This is a genomic window from Microbacterium phycohabitans (assembly GCF_032464935.1).
Taxonomy (GTDB): Bacteria; Actinomycetota; Actinomycetes; order Actinomycetales; family Microbacteriaceae; genus Microbacterium; species Microbacterium phycohabitans.
Genome location: NZ_JAWDIT010000001.1, coordinates 766,262 through 787,061 on the forward strand (window position 1 = coordinate 766,262; position 20,800 = coordinate 787,061).

General features: G+C 71.4%; 16 protein-coding genes and 2 pseudogenes. 6 read left to right on the forward strand and 12 right to left on the reverse strand.

All coding sequences use genetic code 11. From position 1 onward, the window contains the following. Window positions 1-109: 109 nt before the first annotated feature. The 3 genes from RWH44_RS03645 to RWH44_RS03655 form a co-directional block, all read right to left on the reverse strand. Window positions 110-772 carry a spermidine/putrescine ABC transporter substrate-binding protein gene (locus RWH44_RS03645; protein WP_298870980.1) on the reverse strand — a complete coding sequence of 221 codons (663 nt, stop codon included), beginning with the start codon at window positions 770-772 and terminating at the stop codon, window positions 110-112. Between the two features lie 123 nt (window positions 773-895). Further along, entirely contained in the window at window positions 896-1,378 is a 483-nt protein-coding gene (locus tag RWH44_RS03650) for a DUF6121 family protein (protein WP_316003504.1), read from the reverse strand. 10 nt (window positions 1,379-1,388) lie between these two features. Further along, window positions 1,389-2,510 carry an ABC transporter gene (locus RWH44_RS03655; protein WP_316003505.1) on the reverse strand — a complete coding sequence of 374 codons (1,122 nt, stop codon included), beginning with the start codon at window positions 2,508-2,510 and terminating at the stop codon, window positions 1,389-1,391. Window positions 2,511-2,628: 118 nt separating this feature from the next. On the opposite strand from RWH44_RS03655, the gene RWH44_RS03660 reads away from it, so the two are divergent. Then, window positions 2,629-3,213, forward strand: a complete 585-nt coding sequence (locus RWH44_RS03660; protein WP_316003506.1) for a hypothetical protein — start codon at window positions 2,629-2,631, stop codon at window positions 3,211-3,213. A 14-nt stretch (window positions 3,214-3,227) separates the two neighbouring features. Here RWH44_RS03660 and RWH44_RS03665 read toward each other — a convergent pair whose 3' ends face one another. The 5 genes and pseudogenes from RWH44_RS03665 to pxpA all read right to left on the reverse strand — a co-directional run bounded on the left by RWH44_RS03665 (window position 3,228) and on the right by pxpA (window position 14,184). After that, complete coding sequence (locus RWH44_RS03665; RefSeq protein WP_298870974.1) at window positions 3,228-3,827, reverse strand: hypothetical protein; 600 nt, start codon at window positions 3,825-3,827, stop codon at window positions 3,228-3,230. A gap of 257 nt (window positions 3,828-4,084) precedes the next feature. Further along, the gene (gene rpoC, locus RWH44_RS03670) at window positions 4,085-7,960 is read right to left on the reverse strand and encodes a DNA-directed RNA polymerase subunit beta' (RefSeq protein WP_298870972.1); all 3,876 of its coding nucleotides are present in this window, start codon (window positions 7,958-7,960) and stop codon (window positions 4,085-4,087) included. Between the two features lie 56 nt (window positions 7,961-8,016). Beyond that, window positions 8,017-11,514, reverse strand: a complete 3,498-nt coding sequence (gene rpoB / locus RWH44_RS03675) for a DNA-directed RNA polymerase subunit beta (RefSeq protein ID WP_298870971.1) — start codon at window positions 11,512-11,514, stop codon at window positions 8,017-8,019. A gap of 273 nt (window positions 11,515-11,787) precedes the next feature. Beyond that, window positions 11,788-13,385, reverse strand: a pseudogene (locus tag RWH44_RS03685) (5-oxoprolinase subunit B/C family protein). Window positions 13,386-13,432: 47 nt separating this feature from the next. Continuing rightward, a pseudogene (gene pxpA, locus RWH44_RS03690) lies at window positions 13,433-14,184 on the reverse strand (5-oxoprolinase subunit PxpA). Window positions 14,185-14,395: 211 nt separating this feature from the next. On the opposite strand from pxpA, the gene RWH44_RS03695 reads away from it, so the two are divergent. From RWH44_RS03695 to RWH44_RS03705, 3 genes are all read left to right on the forward strand, one after another. Continuing rightward, on the forward strand, window positions 14,396-15,262 hold the full coding sequence (locus RWH44_RS03695; RefSeq protein ID WP_316003508.1) for a spermidine synthase: 867 nt from the start codon (window positions 14,396-14,398) through the stop codon (window positions 15,260-15,262). Window positions 15,263-15,356: 94 nt separating this feature from the next. Next, a complete protein-coding gene (locus RWH44_RS03700; protein WP_298870960.1) occupies window positions 15,357-15,884 on the forward strand; it encodes a hypothetical protein in 528 nt (175 codons plus the stop codon). 30 nt (window positions 15,885-15,914) lie between these two features. Further along, a complete protein-coding gene (locus tag RWH44_RS03705) occupies window positions 15,915-16,403 on the forward strand; it encodes a SprT-like domain-containing protein (RefSeq protein ID WP_298870958.1) in 489 nt (162 codons plus the stop codon). 89 nt (window positions 16,404-16,492) lie between these two features. On the opposite strand, the gene RWH44_RS03710 is transcribed toward RWH44_RS03705, so the two are convergent. Continuing rightward, the gene (locus RWH44_RS03710; RefSeq protein ID WP_316003509.1) at window positions 16,493-17,113 is read right to left on the reverse strand and encodes a 2-phosphosulfolactate phosphatase; all 621 of its coding nucleotides are present in this window, start codon (window positions 17,111-17,113) and stop codon (window positions 16,493-16,495) included. 190 nt (window positions 17,114-17,303) lie between these two features. Between RWH44_RS03710 and RWH44_RS03715 the strand changes: the two genes are divergently transcribed. Both RWH44_RS03715 and RWH44_RS03720 read left to right on the forward strand, forming a co-directional pair. Continuing rightward, window positions 17,304-17,813: a hypothetical protein gene (locus RWH44_RS03715; protein ID WP_316003510.1), complete on the forward strand. Its 510-nt coding sequence runs from the start codon at window positions 17,304-17,306 to the stop codon at window positions 17,811-17,813. Beyond that, window positions 17,810-18,319, forward strand: a complete 510-nt coding sequence (locus RWH44_RS03720) for a GNAT family N-acetyltransferase (RefSeq protein ID WP_316003511.1) — start codon at window positions 17,810-17,812, stop codon at window positions 18,317-18,319. Before RWH44_RS03715 ends, RWH44_RS03720 begins: the two co-directional genes overlap by 4 nt. 10 nt (window positions 18,320-18,329) lie before the next feature. Here RWH44_RS03720 and RWH44_RS03725 read toward each other — a convergent pair whose 3' ends face one another. The 3 genes from RWH44_RS03725 to RWH44_RS03735 all read right to left on the reverse strand — a co-directional run bounded on the left by RWH44_RS03725 (window position 18,330) and on the right by RWH44_RS03735 (window position 20,793). Continuing rightward, complete coding sequence (locus RWH44_RS03725; protein WP_298870950.1) at window positions 18,330-18,980, reverse strand: response regulator; 651 nt, start codon at window positions 18,978-18,980, stop codon at window positions 18,330-18,332. Window positions 18,981-19,026: 46 nt separating this feature from the next. Continuing rightward, window positions 19,027-20,214, reverse strand: coding sequence for a sensor histidine kinase (locus RWH44_RS03730; RefSeq protein ID WP_316003512.1), 1,188 nt, complete (start codon window positions 20,212-20,214; stop codon window positions 19,027-19,029). A 90-nt stretch (window positions 20,215-20,304) separates the two neighbouring features. After that, complete coding sequence (locus tag RWH44_RS03735; protein ID WP_298870946.1) at window positions 20,305-20,793, reverse strand: Lrp/AsnC family transcriptional regulator; 489 nt, start codon at window positions 20,791-20,793, stop codon at window positions 20,305-20,307. Window positions 20,794-20,800: the final 7 nt, after the last annotated feature.

The following is a 20,800-nucleotide window of genomic DNA, read 5'->3' on the forward strand; positions in this document are numbered from 1 at the left end:
CCGGACGACGCACCCGCGACTCAGCGAGCGCACAACCCGTCGATGCTAACAAAGCAGCCTCCGTCGCCCCTGCGCGTTGTGCACAGGTCGACCGGAGCGCGGAGCGCGCTCAGGATGCCGGGGCGTCGGGCTCTCGCGGATCGAACGGCGCGTCGAGGGAGCGGGTGAGGTCGTCGAGCAGAGCCGCGATCTGCGGTTCGACGTATTCCGCCACGGCCGCCTGAATGCGCAGGCGATGGTGGAGGAGGATCGTGCACACCTCCCGCCCGATCATGTTCGCGTAGTCGTCGGCCAGACCGACCTCCTGCCGCAGCGCCGCTTTCGCGGCATCCGACAGGGGCGGCAGGGCCGGGATCTCGGCGTCCTCCTCCGCGGCGAGACCCGACAGCGTGAACAGGAAGGGCGACCCCGGTTCGGGGTCGGGGTCGAGCGGCATCCCGTCGAACTCCGGCTCGAGCCCCTCGGCGGGGCGGTAGGACCGACGGCGGTTGCGCTCGGCCTGCTGGTCGAGCTCGGCCTGCAGCATGGGGAGGTTGCGCGAGGTGTAGTCGGCGACGGCGTGGTCGACGATGCCCTTCACGCGCGTCGACAGTCCGTGCTGCACCCCGTGCGGCACGTCGGAGCCCAGCCCCGCGGCCGAGAGGATCGGCGAGCCGAAGCACCGACGGCACGGGGCCACGCGGCCGCGATGATTGGCGGGCTCCCAGCGCGGCAGCCATCGCAGCCAGGCATCCACCGCCTGGCTGACCTGGCTCTCGAGCGACCGCTCCACGGCGCCTACGTTAGTGCGACACGCACGGGCCCGTGGGGATGCCACGGCGCGGACGCGCCAGGCGGGCCGCGCGGGAGGACACGGCCGACCGCGCGGAAACGCCGAGCCGGTCGCGCACGACGCTCAGGGCGCGTCCTCGTCGTCCTCCCAGCGCCACCGAGGCCCCTGGGCCCGGGTGCGGCACAGGAACACTCCGAGAAGGCCGGCGAGGAGCCCCGCCGCCGCGATCACGGGTCCCGCGAAGCCCAGGGCGACGCTCCCGGCTGCGGCGAGGCCGCGTGCCGGGTCGGCTCCGCTGATCACCGCGCCGACCACCACTCCGGCGGCTTCGCCGACGAAGGCGGCGATTGCGCACGGGACCGCGGTGAGATATCCCGGCGGATCCGCCCGCAGGCCCCACAGCAGCACCCCGGCGAAGAGGGCGAGGGCGGCGACCTGACCGATGACGCCCGGGATCGAGCCGAGCCCGCGGACGGGGATGACGTCGGCGTCCAACGCGAGGCTCGCCACGCCGAGCCCGCCGATCGAGAGGGCGATGAAGGCGACCGAGGCGAAGACGACCGCGACCGGCGGGGTCACCCCCGCCGGTCGCGGCTCGTTCGTCATGGCATCCGTCTCAGCGCTGCGAGAGCTGAGGACCGGCCTCGAGGGTGCGCTCGTACTCGCGCTGGGCTTCGGCGTTGATCTCGGTCACGCGGCGACCGCGCGCCGCGACCCAGGCGCCGAACCAGATGGTGAGCTCGCGACCCAGCACGAAGGCCACGATCGCCAGGGGGGCGAGGACGTTGTTCTGGAGCAGGTCGAGCGACTCGCTCGAGGTGATGCGCCAGAACGGGGCGGCGAACAGCACGCCCAGCAGGTGACCGGCCCAGGCGATCACGCCCACGACCAGGCCCCACACCACCCAGTGGCCCCAGCGACCCCGGTTGATGAGGGCGCCCAGGAACCAGAAGCCGAGGAAGAATGCCACCGTCGGCACCCACAGGCCCGCGGTGGCGAGCGCCGCGAGGGCCTCGCGTCCGAGATCGGAGACGCCGAAGGCGCCGCTCAGCAGGCCCAGGCCCAGCGTCGCGGCGAGGTACAGCATCGCGAAGACGACGGCGGCGAGCAGGCCGATCGCGCCGGCGGCCCCGCGGTTGCCACGCGGGCGCGGCGCCTCGGGAGCCTGCACGAAGATGGGCTGCGGTCCCGCGGCGGCGCGCGTGGGCTCGTCGGCGACGGGAGCCGGGGTCGTGGCGGCGGCCGCCCCCACGGCTGCCCCCGCGGTTCCCGCGGCGACGGCCGGCGCGACCGTGGTCGGCGCGTCGTCGCGGCGGGGCGCCTCGGTCTCGGTGGTGGCGTAGCGCGCCGTCGTCGTGTCGTGCTCCGGCTCGGCCGACGCCGCGTAGGCGGCCCAGCGGGCGTCCTCGTCGTCGAGATCGGCCGACGAGGTGCGGGCGGCCGCGGGCGCTGCCTGCGGCTCGACCGGCGAGGCGTCGTGCACGACGGGAGCGGTGTGCTCGCTCCGCGCGTCCAGCGCGGCGGCGGCATCGCGCTCGTGCGCCTCGCGCTCGTTCCACGCGGCCTGGGCCGCGTCGGTGTCGACGGCGTCGCGCTGTGCGGCCTCGGCGTCGGCGAGGCCCTCGTGCGCGCGGCCGACCACGTCGTGCGCGTCGTCGTCACGGGGCTCGGCGACGGGGTCGCCGTACGAGTTCGTGGGCTCAGCGACGGGGTCGCCGTGCGGCTGGTGGTCGCTCATGGGGTCTCCTCACGCGGTGCTTGCGCCGCAAGGCTAACCCGCGTCCCGCGTGTCGTCCGGGAGGCGTGCCGTGGATGTGCGTCTCGCCTGAGTCCGATCGGACGCCTAGGCTGATCGCATGTCCGGTCGACTGACTCGCACGGCCCTCGTCGCCGCGATCCTCGGCGCGGCCGCGCTCGTGACCACGGCGTGCGCACCGTCCGCCGACGAATCGGCGCCGCAGGAGTCGGCGCCGGTCGTCTCGACCAGCCCCACCCCGATCCCCACGATCACGCAGACCGCGGCCGCCGTGCGCCTTCCCGCGGACTGCCGGGCGATGCTCTCCGCCGACGTCCTCTCGCAGCTCGGAACGGTGCCGCTGAACGATCCCTCGTTGGGACCGTCGGGCGTGCAGTCCGACGGTGCGCTCATCTGCATCTGGCGCGATCCCGCGGCCGACACCACGAGCCTGATGACGACGATCTCGCGCATGGACCGCGGCCCGGCTCTCGACATGCTCAACGATCTCGTGACCACCCAGGGCTTCAGCTGCTACACGCCCGACGAGGGCACCCGCTGCGAGAAGACCTGGATCAACGACACCTACCCCGTCAACGACGGCCGCACCCTCTTCTGGCGCGACGGCGTCCTGGTCGACACCCAGTACTCCAACCTCGCCCCCACCGGGTACACCGCGAGCATCATCACCTCGATCTTCGGCTGATCGCGGCGCCGCGTTCACTCCCCGAAGAACGCGTGGGATGCCACGATCGCGGCATAGCCGTCCGGCATCCAGCCCGTGAGGGTCGAGGAGACCCAGCGATCCCCGCGCAGGTCGTGCACCTCGAGGACGTCGCCGGTCGTGCGTTCGCAGTGGGCCGTTCCGCCGTCATCGGCGCACGCGAACCCCTGGGCGGCCAGCGTCGCCTGGGCGGCGGCCGCGCCCTCTGCCGTCACGGTGGACACGGTGGTCTCCACGAATCGTCCGGCGACGCCCCGCCAATGGCACGTGACGACGACGGTGGGTCCCGCGGCCGCCACCGCCTCGGGGGTCGACAGCGGAGCGGTCCGGCGCTGCCACAGCAGAGCGTCGGGCGACCACACCATCGACGACCACAGGGGCTGCGAGTAGAGGTGGCGGCAGTCGCCCGCGGGTTCCGCGGGCGGGGCGGCGGTGGGCGTCGGCGTGTCGGTCGTCGCCCGCAGCGTGTCGCCGACGAAGCTCACCGCGGTCGGGATGCCGGGTGCGGCGAGGACCCCCAGCGCCGCCACGGCCGCGGCGCAGAAGATCCCGGCCGGCCATGCCAACCACAGGCTGCGTCCACCGATTCGGGCCATGCGTTCCTCCGCATCCACGGTAGGCGCACACCCCCGGCGCACCCTTCCCTCGACACGCCGCATCGCGTCCTCGACACCGGGTCGACACACCGCCGACACGACGCGCCTGGAGCGCGGCCCGCGTGAGACCCACCCGCGCACGACGAAGGCCCCCGGCGCAAGCCGGGGGCCTTCGGGGATCAGGATGCCGCGCCGAGGCGTGGCATCCGTCGGTCGGCGGGAGGGAGGCGAGCAGGCCCGCTCCCCTCCCGCCTCGATCAGTTGTACGTACCGGGCGTGAAGTCGTCCGTCGAGAAGCTGTCGAAGTCGACGTAGCTCAGGTCGGCGTCGCTGTACGCGCCGTCCGAGGCGAAGATGCGGTTGGGGTACCGCTCGCTCTTGGCCTCCTCCGTCGCCTCGACCGTGACGTTGCGGTACTTCGCAAGACCGGTTCCGGCGGGGATGAGCTTTCCGATGATGACGTTCTCCTTGAGGCCGACGAGCGGGTCGCTCTTGCCCTCCATGGCCGCCTGCGTCAGGACGCGGGTGGTCTCCTGGAACGATGCGGCCGACAGCCACGACTCGGTCGCCAGCGACGCCTTGGTGATACCCATCAGCTCGGGACGACCCGACGCGGGGCGCTTGCCCTCGCCGACCGTCTCGCGGTTGATGGTCTGGTAGCGCTTGAAGTCCACCATCTCACCGGGCAGCAGGTCGGTGTCGCCGTGGTCGACGACGGTGACCTTGCGGAGCATCTGTCGGACGATGACCTCGATGTGCTTGTCGTGGATCGGCACACCCTGCGAGCGGTACACGCCCTGGACGCCGTTGACGAGGTACTTCTGCACCTCGCGGGCACCCTGCACGCGCATGACCTCCTTGGGGTCGAGCGTTCCGACCTGGAGGGGCTCGCCCACCGAGACGTGCTGGCCGTCCTCGACCAGGAGCGTCGCGCGCTTCAGGACGGGGTAGACCACCGGCTCGTCGCCGTTGTCGGGCGTGAGGATGACCTTCTTGGCCTTGTCGGTCTCGTCGATCGTGATGCGACCGTCGGCCTCGGCGATCGGGGACGCACCCTTGGGGGTACGCGCCTCGAACAGCTCCTGCACGCGGGGAAGACCCTGCGTGATGTCGTCGGCCGACGCCGAACCACCGGTGTGGAAGGTACGCATCGTCAGCTGGGTACCGGGCTCACCGATCGACTGGGCCGCGATGATGCCGACGGCCTCGCCGATGTCGACGATCTTGCCGGTGGCCAGCGAACGGCCGTAGCACTTCGCGCAGACACCGACGGCCGAGTCGCAGGTCAGCACGGAGCGGACCTTGATCGACTCCACGCCGCCCTCGACCAGCTTGTTGATGAGCACGTCGCCCACGTCGTCGCCGGCCTCGGCCAGCACGGTGCCCTGTGCGTCGACGACCGCCGTGGCGAGCGTGCGAGCGAACACCGAGTTCTCGACGTTGGCGTCCTTGACCAGCTCACCGGTGGAGCCTGCCGCAGCGATCGGGAGCTCGAGGCCCTTCGACGTGCCGCAGTCCTCTTCGCGGATGATGACGTCCTGCGAGACGTCGACGAGACGACGCGTGAGGTAACCCGAGTCGGCCGTACGGAGGGCCGTGTCGGCCAGACCCTTACGGGCACCGTGCGTCGCGATGAAGTACTCGGCGACCGACAGACCCTCACGGTACGACGAGATGATCGGGCGAGGGATGATCTCACCCTTCGGGTTGTTCACCAGGCCTCGCATACCCGCGATGTTGCGGATCTGCAGCCAGTTACCACGGGCGCCCGACGAGACCATGCGGTTGATGGTGTTGTCGGCGGGGAAGTTGTCCCGCATCGCCTTCTGGACCTCGTCGGTGGCCTCGGTCCAGATCTTGATGAGCTCCTGACGACGCTCGGCGTCGGTGGTGAGACCCTTCTCGTACTGGCCCTGGACCTTCGCGGCCTGCTTCTCGTAGCCCGCGACGATCTCGCCCTTGTTGGGGGGCGTGAGGATGTCGCTCAGCGCCACCGTGACACCCGAACGGGTGGCCCAGTAGAAGCCGGCGTCCTTGATGCGGTCGAGGGAGGCGGCGACCTCCACCTTCGGGTACTCCTCGGCGAGCTTGTTGACGATCTGCGACAGCTTGCCCTTGTCGGCCTGCTCGCGCACGAACGGGTAGCCCTTGGGGAGCGTGTCGTTGAAGATCGCCTGGCCGAGCGACGCGTCGACGAGACCGTGCTTGTCGTAGCCCTCGGGCGCCTGGCCCTCGAGGAACGTCAGGCCGGGGATGCGGATGCGCGCCTTGGCCTGCAGGTCGAGGGTTCCCTCGTCCTTGGCCAGGATCGCCTCGCCCACGGAACCGAACGCACGGCCTTCGCCCGCCGCACCCTCCTTGAGGGTGGTCAGGTGGTGCAGACCGATGATCATGTCCTGCGAGGGCAGGGTGACCGGACGGCCGTCCGACGGCTTGAGGATGTTGTTCGAGGCGAGCATGAGCACGCGGGCCTCGGCCTGGGCCTCGACCGACAGGGGCAGGTGCACGGCCATCTGGTCACCGTCGAAGTCGGCGTTGAACGCCGCGCACACGAGCGGGTGCAGCTGGATCGCCTTGCCCTCGACGAGCTGGGGCTCGAACGCCTGGATGCCGAGACGGTGCAGGGTGGGTGCACGGTTCAGCAGCACGGGACGCTCGCGGATGATCTCCTCGAGCACGTCCCAGACCTCGGGACGGTAGCGCTCGACGGCGCGCTTCGCGGCCTTGATGTTCTGCGAGTGACCGAGGTCGATCAGGCGCTTGATCACGAAGGGCTTGAACAGCTCGAGAGCCATCTGCTTGGGCAGACCGCACTGGTGGAGCTTGAGCTGGGGTCCGACGATGATGACCGAACGACCCGAGTAGTCCACGCGCTTTCCGAGCAGGTTCTGGCGGAAGCGACCCTGCTTTCCCTTGAGCATGTCGCTCAGGGACTTCAGGGCGCGGTTGCCGGTACCGGTGACGGGGCGACCACGGCGGCCGTTGTCGAACAGCGCGTCGACGGCCTCCTGCAGCATGCGCTTCTCGTTGTTGACGATGATCTCGGGGGCACCGAGGTCGATCAGGCGACGGAGGCGGTTGTTGCGGTTGATCACGCGACGGTAGAGGTCGTTCAGGTCGCTGGTGGCGAAGCGGCCACCGTCGAGCTGGACCATCGGACGCAGCTCCGGCGGGATGACCGGAACGACGTCGAGCACCATCGAGGCCGGCGACATGCCGGTCTGCAGGAACGAGTTGACGACCTTCAGGCGCTTGATCGCGCGGATCTTGCGCTGACCCTTGCCCTCGGAGATCTGCAGGTGGAGGCTGTCGGCCTCGGCCTGCAGGTCGAAGGTCTCGAGGCGGCGCTTGATCGACTCCGCACCCATGTGGGCCTCGAAGTACTGACCGAAGCGGTCCTGGAGCTCGTGGAACACGTCGTCCTCGGGCTTCAGGGCGCCCACCTCGAGGGTGCGGAAGTCCTCCCACACGCGCTCGAGCTTGGCGATCTGCTCGTCGGCGTTCTTGCGGGCCGCCGTCATGTCCTTCTCGGCGGCGTCCTTGACCTTCTTCTTCTGGTCGGCTTTGGCGCCCTCCGCCTCGAGGGCGGCGAGCTCCTCCTCGAGCTTGGCCAGGCGGGCTGCGATGCGGGCATCGCGGCGGTCGCCGAGCGTCTTCAGCTCGAGACGGATGTTGTTCTCCTGCGTGGCCAGGTCGCGGTGACGAGCATCCTCATCGACCGAGATGACCATGTAGGCGGCGAAGTAGATGACCTTCTCGAGGTCCTTCGGCGCCATGTCGAGCAGGTAGCCGAGGCGCGAGGGCACGCCCTTGAAGTACCAGATGTGCGTGACGGGCGCGGCGAGCTCGATGTGGCCCATGCGCTCGCGACGGACCGAGGACTTGGTGACCTCGACGCCGCAGCGCTCGCAGACGATGCCCTTGAAGCGCACGCGCTTGTACTTGCCGCAGGCGCACTCCCAGTCGCGGGAGGGTCCGAAGATCTGCTCGCCGAAGAGGCCGTCCTTCTCGGGCTTCAGCGTGCGGTAGTTGATCGTCTCGGGCTTCTTGACCTCACCGAAGGACCAACGACGGATGTCGTCGGCGGTGGCCAGACCGATACGGATCTGATCGAAAGTGGTTGATTCGAGCACTGGTTCTCCTGTGTCGGAATTCTCTGAAATCTGAGCTGGGTCGCTGAGCTGGAAGCTCAGATCTCGTCGATCGACGAGGACTCGAAGCGGCTGGAGATGTTGATGCCGAGCTCCTCCGCAGCGCGGAAGGCGTCGTCATCCGTGTCGCGCAGGTTGACCGCGGTGCCGTCGGCCGAGAGGACCTCGACGTTCAGGCAGAGCGACTGCATCTCCTTCATGAGCACCTTGAAGGACTCGGGGATGCCGGGCTCCTGGATGTTCTCGCCCTTGACGATCGCCTCGTACACCTTGACGCGGCCGAGGATGTCGTCGGACTTGATCGTGAGGAGCTCCTGCAGCGCGTACGCGGCGCCGTAGGCCTCGAGGGCCCACACCTCCATCTCACCGAAGCGCTGGCCACCGAACTGGGCCTTACCACCGAGCGGCTGCTGCGTGATCATCGAGTAGGGACCCGTCGAACGCGCGTGGATCTTGTCATCCACCAGGTGGTGCAGCTTCAGGATGTACATGTAGCCGACCGAGATGGGCGCCGGGAACGGCTCGCCGGAGCGACCGTCGAACAGCAGCGTCTTGCCCGAGGAGTCGACCATGCGGTCGCCGTCGCGGTTGGGGATCGTCGAGTCGAGCAGACCCGCGATCTCCGCCTCGAAGGCGCCGTCGAACACCGGGGTCGCGACCTTCGTGCCGGGGGCGGCCTCGCGAGCCGACTCGGGCAGCTGGGCGGCCCACTCCGGGTTGCCCTCGACCTTCCAGCCCTGCTGGGCGATCCAGCCGAGGTGGAGCTCCAGGACCTGACCGAAGTTCATTCGACCGGGGATGCCGAGCGGGTTGAGGATGATGTCGACCGGCGTGCCGTCGGGCAGGAAGGGCATGTCCTCGATCGGGAGGATCTTGGCGATGACACCCTTGTTGCCGTGGCGGCCGGCGAGCTTGTCGCCCTCGGTGATCTTGCGCTTCTGGGCGATGTAGACCACGACGCGACGGTTGACGCCCGAGCCGAGCTCGTCGTCGCCGTCCTCGGCGTTGAACTCCTTGACGGCGATGATCGTGCCCTGCTCACCGTGGGGCACCTTCAGCGAGGTGTCACGGACTTCGCGGCTCTTCTCGTTGAAGATCGCGCGGAGCAGGCGCTCCTCGGCGCTGAGCTCGGTCTCGCCCTTGGGCGTGACCTTGCCGACGAGGATGTCGCCGGGACGCACCTCGGCACCGATGCGGATGATGCCGCGGTCGTCGAGGTCCTTCAGCAGGTCGGGGCTGACGTTGGGGAGGTCACGGGTGATCTCCTCCTTGCCGAGCTTGGTGTCGCGCGCGTCGACCTCGTACTCCTCGATGTGGATCGACGACAGCGTGTCGTCCTTCACGAGGTCCTGGCTGAGGATGATCGCGTCCTCGAAGTTGTGACCCTCCCACGTCATGAACGCCACGAGGAGGTTCTTGCCGAGGGCGAGCTCGCCGTTCTCGGTCGCGGGACCGTCGGCGATGACCTCGCCGGCCTCGACGCGCTCACCGGCGGAGACGACCACGCGCTGGTTGTACGACGTGCCCTGGTTGGAGCGGTCGAACTTGCGCAGGAAGTAGTCCTGCGTGCCACCCTCGTCGAGCTGGATGGTCACGACGTCGGCCGAGACCTCGAGGACGACACCGGCCTTGTCGGCGGTGACGACGTCACCGGCGTCGATGGCGGCGAAGCCCTCCATACCGGTACCGACCACGGGCGACTCGCTGCGCACCAGCGGCACGGCCTGACGCTGCATGTTCGCACCCATGAGGGCGCGGTTGGCGTCGTCGTGCTCGAGGAACGGGATGAGCGAGGTCGCCACCGACACCATCTGGCGGGGCGAGACGTCCATGTAGCCGATCTCGTCGACCGGGAAGAGGTCGACCTCGCCACCCTGACCGCGGCGGGCCAGGATGCGGTCCTCCACGAAGTGGCCGTCGGCCTGGAGGGCGACACCGGCCTGAGCGACGATGTGGTCGCTCTCCTCGCTGGCGGTGAGGTAGTCGATCTGGTCGGTCACCCGGCCGTCGACGACGCGGCGGTACGGCGTCTCGATGAAGCCGAACGCGTTGATGCGGGCGAACGAGGCCAGCGAGCCGATCAGACCGATGTTCGGTCCTTCGGGGGTCTCGATCGGGCACATGCGGCCGTAGTGCGAGGGGTGGACGTCGCGGACCTCGACGCCGGCGCGCTCACGCGAGAGACCGCCGGGGCCCAGGGCCGACAGGCGGCGCTTGTGGGTCAGACCCGCGAGCGGGTTGTTCTGGTCCATGAACTGCGACAGCTGCGAGGTTCCGAAGAACTCCTTGATCGCGGCGACGACGGGGCGCACGTTGATCAGGGTCTGCGGCGTGATCGCCTCGATGTCCTGCGTGGTCATGCGCTCGCGGACGACGCGCTCCATGCGCGACAGACCGGTGCGCACCTGGTTCTGGATGAGCTCGCCGACGGCGCGGATGCGACGGTTGCCGAAGTTGTCGATGTCGTCGGTGTCGAGACGGATCTCGGCGGCCTGGCCGCCGCGGACGCCGTCGAACGTGACGTCGCCGCGGTGCAGGCGGACGAGGTACTTGATGGTCGCGACGATGTCGTCGACGGTCAGCACCGAGTCGCTCAGCGGCTTGTCGAGGCCGAGCTTCTGGTTGATCTTGTAGCGACCCACCTTGGCCAGGTCGTAGCGCTTGGAGTTGAAGTAGAAGTTGTCCAGCAGCGCGCGGGCGGCCTCGGCGGCGACCTGCTCGCCCGGACGGAGCTTGCGGTAGATGTCGCGGAGGGCGTCTTCCTTCGTGAGGATCGTGTCCTTGGACAGCGTCTCTTCGATGGAGTCGAAGCCGGAGAACTCGGCGAGGATGTCTTCGCTGGTCAGGCCGAGCGCCTTGAGGAAGACGGTGACCGACTGCTTGCGCTTGCGGTCGATGCGAACGCCGACCTGGTCGCGCTTGTCGATCTCGAACTCGAGCCAGGCACCGCGCGAGGGGATGACGCGCGCCGACACGATGTCCTTGTCGGAGGTCTTGTCGGGCGTCTTGTCGAAGTAGACACCGGGCGAACGCACGAGCTGCGACACCACGACACGCTCGGTGCCGTTGATGATGAACGTGCCCTTGTCGGTCTGGAGCGGGAAGTCGCCCATGAAGACCGTCTGCGTCTTGATCTCACCGGTCTGGTGGTTCATGAACTCGGCCTCGACGTAGAGCGGGGCGGCGTACGTCTTGCCGCGCTCCTTGCACTCTTCGATCGAGTACTTCTCGGGCTCGAGGTAGGGGTTGGTGAACGAGAGCTGCATCGTCTCGCTCAGGTCTTCGATCGGCGAGATCTCCTCGAAGATCTCCTCCAGACCGCTGATCTCGGGCACGTCGGTGCGACCGGCGGCCTGTGCCTCGGCGACGCGCGCCTTCCAGGCCTCGTTACCGACGAGCCAGTCGAACGACTCGGTCTGCAGCGCGAGCAGATCGGGAACGGTCAGCTTGTCGGAGATCTTCGCGAACGAGAGGCGGGATGCTCCGCGTCCGCTCTTGGGGGTGGTGGTGGTGGATGCGTTGCTCGCAGCAGCCAAGGGAATAACCTCCAGAAGCCCGGGCGAGGGGCTCGTGATTCCTTGTCGTCAGGTGGAGTGCGTTCCTGCCCCGATAACCTGCTCGTCGCACACCGCGGTGAGGCGGGGACGGACAGGCTCAGCCGACCACCATATGAGGGCAGGGGGAATCGAGGAGCGCAAAGTCCAAGCATACGCGGGAGGACTCGCCGTGTCCAGTCCAATTCTTGACGCGTCTGCGGACCTGCGGTATAACCGCGTGCGCCCGTCGCCCATTCCCTTCGGGGCCCGCCGTCAGACGCGCCGGAACCGCACGCGGTCTCCGGGTCGCGCCTGCGCGAGCGCGTCGAGTGCGGCATCCGTCACCACGGCGATCACGGGGTACCCGCCCGTGACCGGGCCGTCGGCCAGCAGGACGACCGGGCGCCCGTGGGGAGGCACCTGGATCGCCCCCGGCCGCATGCCCTCGCTGGGGAGCTCGTCGTGGTGGATGCGGTCGAGGGCGGGTCCGTCGAGGCGGATGCCGACGCGATCGACGTCGCTCGAGACGCTCCAGGGCGCGCCGAGCAGGGTCGCCCACGCGTCGGCGGCGAACCAGTCGACGCGGGGGCCCTGCGCGATGGCGATGTCGTGCAGGGTGGCTGGGATGGTCCAGGGGAAGGCGTCGACGACGGCGACGGCGGATGCCGCCGACCCGGCGTCGAGCAGATCGCCCGCGCGCACCGGGGCGGGGCCGAGACCCGCCAGCACGTCTCGCGCGCGTGAGCCCAGAGCGGGCGTCGAGGCGACCCCCCGCGCACGGCGAGGTAGGCGCGCAGGCCCGCGCGAGCGGACCCGATACGCACCTCGACTCCCGCGGGCACGAGATGCGGCGCATGGGAGTCGACCGCACGGCCGCCGATGACGACGTCGACGAGGGCCCCGGTCACGCACATCCACGTGTCGCACTCGGCGCGGGCGGCGAATCCGCCGGCGACGATCTCGAGGCCCGCGGCGCCCTCGTCGTTGCCGACGAGGCGATTGGCCACCCGCAGCGCCCGCCGGTCGAGGGCGCCCGATCGCGCGACGCCGAGGGCGGCGCGGCCGGGGCGGCCGAGATCCTGCACGGTGGTGAAGGGGCCGGGGTGGAGGACGCGGAGGGCGGGCCGGGGCACGGAGGAGGCTGAGCCCGTCGAAGCCTCCGGACGCGGCGACGCAGCGCGGGTCACGGTCCCTTCGACAGGCTCAGGGACCTCGACAGGCTCAGGGACCTCGGGGGGCGCGGGGGCCTCGGGGGGCGCGGGGGCGAGATGCTCGCGCTCCGGCACGAAGCGCACGCGCGCTCGCGGGGGCAGCAGCACCGGGGTGGCGGCATCCGGGTCGAAGAGCACCGCGTCGGTCGAACCGATCAGACGCCAGCCGCCCGGGGTCTCGCGCGGGTAGGCGCCGCTGAAGCCGCCCGCGAGCCCGACGGCCCCGGCCGGCACGCGGGTGCGCGGCTGCGTCAGGCGCGGCACGTCGAACGGCCACTCGGCGCTGACGAGGTAGGCGAAACCCGGGGCGAAGCCCGTGAACGCCACCGTCCACTCCGCCCTCGCGTGACGCGCCACGAGCTCGCCGACGGGGATGCCGAGGAGCGCGGCCGTCTCCTCGAGATCGGCGCCGTCGTAGCGCACGGGCACCTCCACGACACCGGCGCTCGGCGCGGCGTCGGCCGGCGAGAGCGCGGCGCGGTGGATCCACTCCCCCACCGCCGCGCGGCCGATGCGGCGCGGGTCGAACGCGACGAGCACGGTGCGCGCGGCGGGGACCAGCTCCTCGACGCCCGCGGGCGGCGCGGCGGCGAGAGCCGCGTGCAGCGCCACGACGCCGGCGAGGTCGGCGACCTCGGCGAGCACGGCCCGCTCCCCCATCGGCCGCAGGACGACGGACGCCACGGGGTCGGCCTCCGGCGAGGACGTCACCACGGGGCGCGCACCTCGACACCGGCGTCGTCGAGCGCGATGCGCACCGCCCGGGCCATCTCGACGGCGGCGGGACTGTCGCCGTGCAGGCAGAGGGACGCCGCCTCGACCGGGATCGGGGTGCCGTCGACGGCGTCGACCACTCCGTCGCGCACGAGCCGGACCGCGCGCTCCGCCACCCGGTGGGGTCGTCGAGCAGGGCGCCCGCTGTTCCACGCGGCACGAGCAGCCCGTCGCGGGTGTAGCCGCGATCGAGGAAGGCCTCGCGCACGAAGGGCAACCCCGCGGATGCCGCGGCCTCGGCAATCGCCCCGGAGAGCCCGAGCACGGGCAGGGGCCGACCGAGGCGGGAGGAATGGTCCGCGACCGCGGCGACGACCGCGGCCGCCTGGCGGGCGTCGTCGATCACCGCGTGGTACAGCGCGCCGTGGGGTTTGACGTAGCGCAGCTCGGCACCCGCGGCGGCGAGCGCGTCGAGCTGCGTCGCGATGCTCGCCCGCAGGTCCGCGGGTGCGGGGTCGCGGCGCACGCGGCCGAAGTTCTCGCGGTCGTCATAAGAGGGGTGCGCCCCGACGGCGACGCCGAAGCGGCGGGCACGTTCGACCGAGGCCCGCATCGACGCGGCGTCTCCCGCGTGCGCGCCGCAGGCGACGTTCGCGCTCGACACGACGGCGAACATCGCCTCGTCGTCGGCGGTCGGCATCCCGTCCACCGTCTCGCCGAGGTCGGCGTTGAGGTCCACGTGCATGGTGCCACGGTAGCGGCGGGGTGCCTCGAGGATGGCGTGCGGGTGGGGCGATCGGCACCGCACGAGCCCTCACCGGAACAGGGGATGCCACGGGGACAGGGCCGACGGAGCCGCGTCGTCCGGCGCTCGGCGGATCGCCTGTTCTCGACGCCGGACCGTGCCGACGCCACCGCACCCCGCCGCCGGAGGGCGGACGGGTAGCGTGGAGCGCATGGCCCGCATGCGCATCGAACCCGACGACGCCCCCACGGCACGTCTGTCGGACGGCACGATCGCACGCGTCTCGCCCTCGGGATTCGTGTCGGGCTGGGAGCTCGTCGTCGACGGCGCTCCGCAGTCGCACGTCGACCTCGACGACCCCACCCATCTGCACTTCGAGTACGTCGCGCGCATGGGCGCCGTCATCGATCGCCTCCGGATGCCGGGGCAGCCCCTCACCGCGGTGCACCTGGGCGCGGGTGCCCTCACGCTGCCCCGCTACGTCGAGGCGACGCGACCCGGGTCGCGCCAGCAGGTGATCGAGCTCGAGCCCGCGCTGTGGGACCTCGTCCGCGAGAACCTCCCCCTCCCGCGGGGAGCGTCGGTGCGCGTGCGCATCGGAGACGCACGCGAAGGGCTCGGACGACTGCCGGCGGGCCTCGACGGCGCCGTCGACCTGCTCGTCAGCGATGTGTACTCGGGCGCGCAGACCCCCGCCCACCTGACGACCGTGGAGTTCTACCGCGAGGCCTCCCGCCTGCTCGCCCCCGACGGCGTACTGCTCGTGAACGTCTCCGACGGGCCGGGGCTGGCCTTCGCGCGCCGACAGGTGGCCACCATCCGCGAGGTGCTTCCCGAGGTCATCGTGCTGGCCGAGGTGCAGGTGCTCAAGGGCCGCCGGTTCGGCAACCTGGTGGTCGCCGCCTCCGCCGCGCCCCTGCCCGTCGAATGGCTGCCGCGCCTGATGGCGGCGGGACCCCATCCCGCGAAGGTGGCACAGGGGCACGAGATCGTCGAGTTCGTGCGGGGGTCGCGCCCCGCCACGGATGCCGATGCGACGCCGTCGCCGAAGCCGTCGGCATCCATCTTCGAACGCTGACGCGAGCGCTTTCGCCCCTCGACCGCGTGGCGCGTGCGGTGTCGGCGCGAGGTCGGCGCAGACTGGAACTCCTGCCCGACCGAGAGGAGCGACGGTGAGCTACATCCACGGGTACGACCCCGACACGTTGCGTGAGATCACCGACTCGCGCGAGTGCCAGGAGCGTCTCGACGAGATCGGCTCGCAGCGCAGTCTGCATGCCCTCCTCGAGCGGGTGTGGCTGCTGAAGGTGCTCGACCGCTTCGACGAGGCGCTGGCCATCTCGGAGCAGTCCGTGCGCGTGGCGCGCATGGCCGGCACGCGTCGTGATCTGCTGCGCGCCCGCATCCTGCACGCAACGATCATGCAGTGCCGCGGCGCGTACGCCGCCGCCGAGCAGGAGCTCACCATGTGCGCCGAAGAGGCCGAGGGGCAGGGCTGGGCGAGCATCGCCGCCTTCGCGCTCCAGCACCGCGGCAAGGTGCACTACGACGAGGGCGACTACGAGGGCGCCCGCCGCGACTTCAAGCAGGCGCTGTTCCTCCGGCAGAACGCCGGCGCCACCGACGCCCAGCTCGAGTCCACGCTGCTGGCGATCGACGCGGCCGACCGTCGACGCACGCGCGAGGTCGTCGCGAGCTGAATGTCGTAGGCCACGCCTCACCTTCCGGTCATGTCCGATCTGCAGCGCGTACGCACGTGGGCCGAGGCGTTGATCGCCCTGCACCTCGATGCGTCGTGGACGTTCGCGTTCGACAACGCCAAACGCCGCGCGGGCCTGTGCGACTACGGTCGCAAGCGCATCAGCGTCTCGCGGTACCTGGCCGCGCGGTACGACGACGACACCAACCATCAGACGCTGCTGCACGAGGTCGCGCACGCCCTCGCGGGGCCGACGGCCGGCCACGGTCCGCGCTGGAAGCGCACGGCGCGCGAACTCGGCTACGTCGGGGGCACCACCCACGCCGGAGAGACGGCGAACGAACTCGCCCCGTGGGTGGGCACCTGCCCCGCCGGACACGTCGCCTACCGCCACCGCCGCGCCACACGCCCCACCTCGTGCGCGAAGTGCGCTCCGTCGTTCGATCCGCGCTTCGCGCTGTCGTGGGTGCGACGCGACATCACCCGCGCCGAACGCCTCGCCGCCGCCACGCCGCGCTGAGTCCGCGCCGTGCGGCGCTCGCCCCCGGACGCCCGCCCGGGACGGCGCCGCGAGCTCGTCAGGCGGTCGCGCCGACGCCCTCGGGGCGTTCAGGCCTCGACGAACACCCCGTCGCGCAGCACCGGAACCACGGATGCCGCGTCGCGCGCGGCCGCGGCGAGGACGGCCTCGCGGCCCCCGTCGGCGGCGAGCGTACGTCCGCCGCCGCTCGCGGTGAGAAGGTGGCGCACCGCCCCGCCGAGGGCACGGAAGCCCTCGCCTGCGACGGCGGCATCGGGCGAGGCGTGATCGATGCCGAGGTCGCCGAGGGCGGCGACCACGGCGCCCGCACCGAGCAGGTCTTCGACGGCGAAGCGCGGGCCCTCGAGGTCGGTCGCCCCGGCCGCGAGGATCGAGATGCTCGTGCGCTCGGCGCGGGTGCGCTGCACCTCGAGCACGTGCGCCGCCACGGCCGCCGCATTGCGCAGACCTCCCGCGACCACGTGGGCGCCCGTCTCGTGCGCCGCCCGGGCGAGGGCTGCCGCCTCGTCGTCGTCGGTCGAGACGTCGAGACCCGCGGCGTTCTCGACGGCGGCGAGGGCATGAGCGGTCAGGCCGAGCGGCTGCACGATCACGACGACGTGCGCGGGGGCGAGACGGCGGAGTCCCCCGAGCCCCCAATCCAGGCGCACCTGATAGTCGGACTGCGACAGGGCGGGGTCGATCGGCATCCTTCGATGCTAGAACGACGCAGCCGTCGCGCCCGTCTGCGTGTCTTCGAGGGTCGGATGCCGGGATGACCGGTCCCCGGGGCTCACCGGGCTGCACCGGCGGGCGCCTGCTGCCGAGAGCGAGGCGGTCCGCCCCGCGGCGGCCGTCAACCCATCGCTCACCCACAGGCGGATCGGGCACCATCTGAGCATGCGCATCCTGCTGAAGTTCGTGATCGACTGCGACCCCGACGCCGCGTGGCGCGCCCTGCACTCCCCGCGCGCGGTCGCGGAGCTGTACGGCCCCCTCCTCTCCGTCGACGGGCTGACCGAGATGCCGACCTCGTTCGAATCCGGCGACGACGTGCCGGTGCAGATGAGCGTGGCCGGTGTCGTGCCGGTGGGGCGTCAGCTGATCTCGGTGGCGGATCGGGAGACCAGCGACGCGAACGGCCGCGTCCGCGTCTTCCGCGACTGGGGCGTTCCGCTGACCGGGCCGCTCTCGGCGCTGGACGTGTGGGACCACCAGATGGCCGTCTCCGCCGCCCCCGGTGAGCCGGGGAAGACCCTGTGGCGGGAGCGCCTGACGATCGGCGGCGCGGCCGCCCCCGCGCTGTGGCCCGGGCTGTGGGCGACGTGGCAGTGGCGCGCCGCCCGTATCCGGGCCCTCGCCCCGACGTGGGCGCACGATCCCGAAGACGACCCCGACGTCGACGAATGAGCGACCTGCTCGTGCGCGCGGCGACGCCCGGCGACAGCCGGTGCATCGCCACCGTGCACGTGCAGAGCTGGCGCGAGGCGCGCACCGAGCAGGTGCCCGCCGCGCTCGTCGAGCAGCTCGACGTCGAGCTCTCGGAGTGGCGATGGGCGGCGAGGCTCCGCGGAGAGACGCCCCGGGGAGGCGAGCGTCTCGGGGATACGTGGGTGGCCCTCGCGGACGGACACGTGATCGGCTTCTCCTCGGGCGGGCCGACGCGCGACGCCGATCGTCCGCGATCGGAGCCCGAGCTCTACGCCCTGTACGTGCTGGCGAGCCACTACGGAACCGGCGCGGGGGCGGCGCTGCTGGAAGCGGCCATCGGGACCGGTGCCGCGAGCCTGTGGGTGCTGTCGGACAATGAGCGCGCGATCGCCTTCTACCTCAAGCACGGTTTCGCACCCGACGGTGCCGTCCGGACCGACGGCCGCTGGGGCGGCTCGCTGACCGAGCTGCGCCTGACGAGGTGAGACGCGCGCCTCAGACCAGCCCGTGCCGGTAGGCGAAGACCACGAGCTGCACGCGGTCGCGCACCGCCAGCTTGGTCAGGATGCGGCTGATGTGGGTCTTCACGGTCGCCTCCGACAGGAACTCGCGTTCGGCGATCTCGGCGTTGCTGAGGCCCGTGGCGGCGAGCGCGAAGATCTCCTGCTCGCGCTCGGTCAATGCGGCGAAGGACTCGGGGACCGGCTCGGCACCGGCGCCGTCGGCGATGTGGGCGAAGAGTTCGCGGGTGGCCTCCGCCGCGATGACGGCGGAGCCGGCGTGCACGGTGCGGATGGCCGAGAGCAGGAACTCCGGCTCGGCGTCTTTGAGGAGGAATCCGCTCGCCCCGCGCTGGATGGCCCGGGCGGCCGCCTCGTCGAGGTCGAACGTCGTGAGCACGACCACGCGGGGCGCGTCGGGCTCGCGCAGGATCTCGGCCGTGGCGGTCAGTCCATCCATCACGGGCATGCGCACGTCCATCAGCACGAGGTCGGGGCGCGTCGCCCGCACGACCTCGATCCCCTCTCGCCCGTCGGAGGCCTCGCCGACCACCTCGAGGTCGGGTTGCGAGTCGATGACCATGCGGATGCCGGCACGGAAGAGGGCCTGGTCGTCGACGAGGACGATGCGGACGGGGGCGGTCATGCGAGGGAACCTCTCGAGAGGGGACGGGGGTTCGGCATCCACGTGCTCATCGCGGACCTCCGATCGGAAGGGTGGCCTGAACGACGAACTCGCCGTACTCGGGTTCGGCCGTCAGCCGACCGCCGACCAGCTGCGCGCGCTCGCGCATTCCGATGAGCCCGTGGCCTCCGGCGGCGGGCACGGGGGCGGCGGGCGAGGTGGAGCGGGCGTTGCGGACCGACAGCTCGACCCTGTCGGCGAACCAGCCGAGACGCACGCGCACGCGCGGATCCACGCCGTGACGAAGGGCGTTGGTGAGGGCTTCCTGCATGATGCGGTAGACCGCCAGCTGGATCGCCGTGGGCGGCTCGCCGGGCGGTGCCGGATCGACGCGCACGTCGAGGTCGACCCCCGCCGCCCGCACCCGGTCGAAGAGCTGATCGAGGTCGGCGAGGGTCGGCTGGGGCCCCTCGCTCTGACTGTGGCGCAGTTGACCGAGGAGGACGCGAACGTCGGTGAGGGCCGCTCGCGCGGTCGAGGAGATGGTCGCGAGCGCGTCGGAGGCCGCCGCGGGATCGGACGCGGCCGCGTACCGGGCGCCGTCGGCCTGGGCGATGACCACCGCCAGCGAGTGGGCGACCACGTCGTGCATGTCGCGGGCGATGCGCACGCGCTGCTGCTCGGCGATCGTCTCGGCCTCGGCCGCGCGCTGGGCCCGGCTGTTCGCCGCGGCGCGCAGGGCCGTGCGCACGAGCGCGCCCGACACCCACGCGAGCATGAGGGCGAACCCGGATGCCAGCAGCAGGGCGCCGAGGGCGAACCAGTCGTTGACGGTGAGCGGGGCGGAGACTCCGCGCCCCACGAGGTAGATCGGCACGATCGCCGCCCCCGCGATCGCCGAGGCGAACCCCCACCAGAACACGCGCTTCGTGCCGTACGCGGCGGTCGTGTACAGCACGGCGAAGATCGCGAGGTCGGTCGGCGAGGGCTGACGGCCGAATCCCATCTGCAGGAAGGCGCCCACCCACGCCAGGATGAGGGCGAGGCCGGGCTGCAGGCGCCGCATCGCCAGAGCCGCGGTGAGCGACAGGGCCACGAGGACCGCCCCCACGTTCTCCCCGACCACCTCGAGGGGCGCGACCGCCACGCTGGTGGTCCCGGCCACCTCGACGGCGAGCGCGAGCAGACCGAAGAGCGCGGCGACCCCGAGGTCGGTGACCAGCTGATAGCGCTGGAGCGGGCGGAGGGAGAGCATCGAACCCACGCTACGCGGGGCGACGAGCGCGCGGCATCCGTCTGGGGATGTATCCGACGGGCCTCGAGGCGTACGCCGCAGCGGGTCGATTCAGCCGGGGAAGTCGGCGGGCTCGATCGGGCGCGCCTCGAAGAAGGTCTGGAGCACGACGGTCGTGCGCGTGTTGACCTGCGCCGCGGCGCGGATGTCGCGGATGAGCGCCTCGAGCGCGCGCGGGGTGGGCACGCGCACGAACAGCATGTACGCCGCCTCGCCCGCGATCGAGTGGCAGGCCTCGATCGCCCCGAGGTGCGCGAGCAGCTCCGGGGCGTTGTCGGGCTGGGCGGGGTCGAGCGGGGTGATCTCGACGAACGCGGCGAGGGGGCGGCCGAGGGCCTCCGCGTCGAGGATCGGGCGGTAGCCCTGCACGATCCCGCGCGCCTCGAGACGACGCAGTCGCGACTGCACGGCCGAGACCGACAGGCCGACACGCTCCGATAGGTGCGACAGCGTCGCACGGGCATCGATCGAGATCTCGCGGACGATCGCCGCGTCCACCGCGTCGTCGAGACGGGGGGCGCGCGCGGGGGCCTCGGTCATGGGCTCG

Bases quoted from the DNA above. Each gene is read 5' to 3' on its own strand.
- RWH44_RS03650 (WP_316003504.1), bottom strand. From the start codon at position 1,378: ATGACGAACGAGCCGCGACCGGCGGGGGTGACCCCGCCGGTCGCGGTC.
- RWH44_RS03655 (WP_316003505.1), bottom strand. From the start codon at position 2,510: ATGAGCGACCACCAGCCGCACGGCGACCCCGTCGCTGAGCCCACGAAC.
- RWH44_RS03660 (WP_316003506.1), top strand. From the start codon at position 2,629: ATGTCCGGTCGACTGACTCGCACGGCCCTCGTCGCCGCGATCCTCGGC.
- RWH44_RS03665 (WP_298870974.1), bottom strand. From the start codon at position 3,827: ATGGCCCGAATCGGTGGACGCAGCCTGTGGTTGGCATGGCCGGCCGGG.
- RWH44_RS03695 (WP_316003508.1), top strand. From the start codon at position 14,396: ATGGCCCGCATGCGCATCGAACCCGACGACGCCCCCACGGCACGTCTG.
- RWH44_RS03705 (WP_298870958.1), top strand. From the start codon at position 15,915: ATGTCCGATCTGCAGCGCGTACGCACGTGGGCCGAGGCGTTGATCGCC.
- RWH44_RS03710 (WP_316003509.1), bottom strand. From the start codon at position 17,113: ATGCCGATCGACCCCGCCCTGTCGCAGTCCGACTATCAGGTGCGCCTG.
- RWH44_RS03715 (WP_316003510.1), top strand. From the start codon at position 17,304: ATGCGCATCCTGCTGAAGTTCGTGATCGACTGCGACCCCGACGCCGCG.
- RWH44_RS03720 (WP_316003511.1), top strand. From the start codon at position 17,810: ATGAGCGACCTGCTCGTGCGCGCGGCGACGCCCGGCGACAGCCGGTGC.
- RWH44_RS03725 (WP_298870950.1), bottom strand. From the start codon at position 18,980: ATGACCGCCCCCGTCCGCATCGTCCTCGTCGACGACCAGGCCCTCTTC.
- RWH44_RS03730 (WP_316003512.1), bottom strand. From the start codon at position 20,214: ATGCTCTCCCTCCGCCCGCTCCAGCGCTATCAGCTGGTCACCGACCTC.
- RWH44_RS03735 (WP_298870946.1), bottom strand. From the start codon at position 20,793: ATGACCGAGGCCCCCGCGCGCGCCCCCCGTCTCGACGACGCGGTGGAC.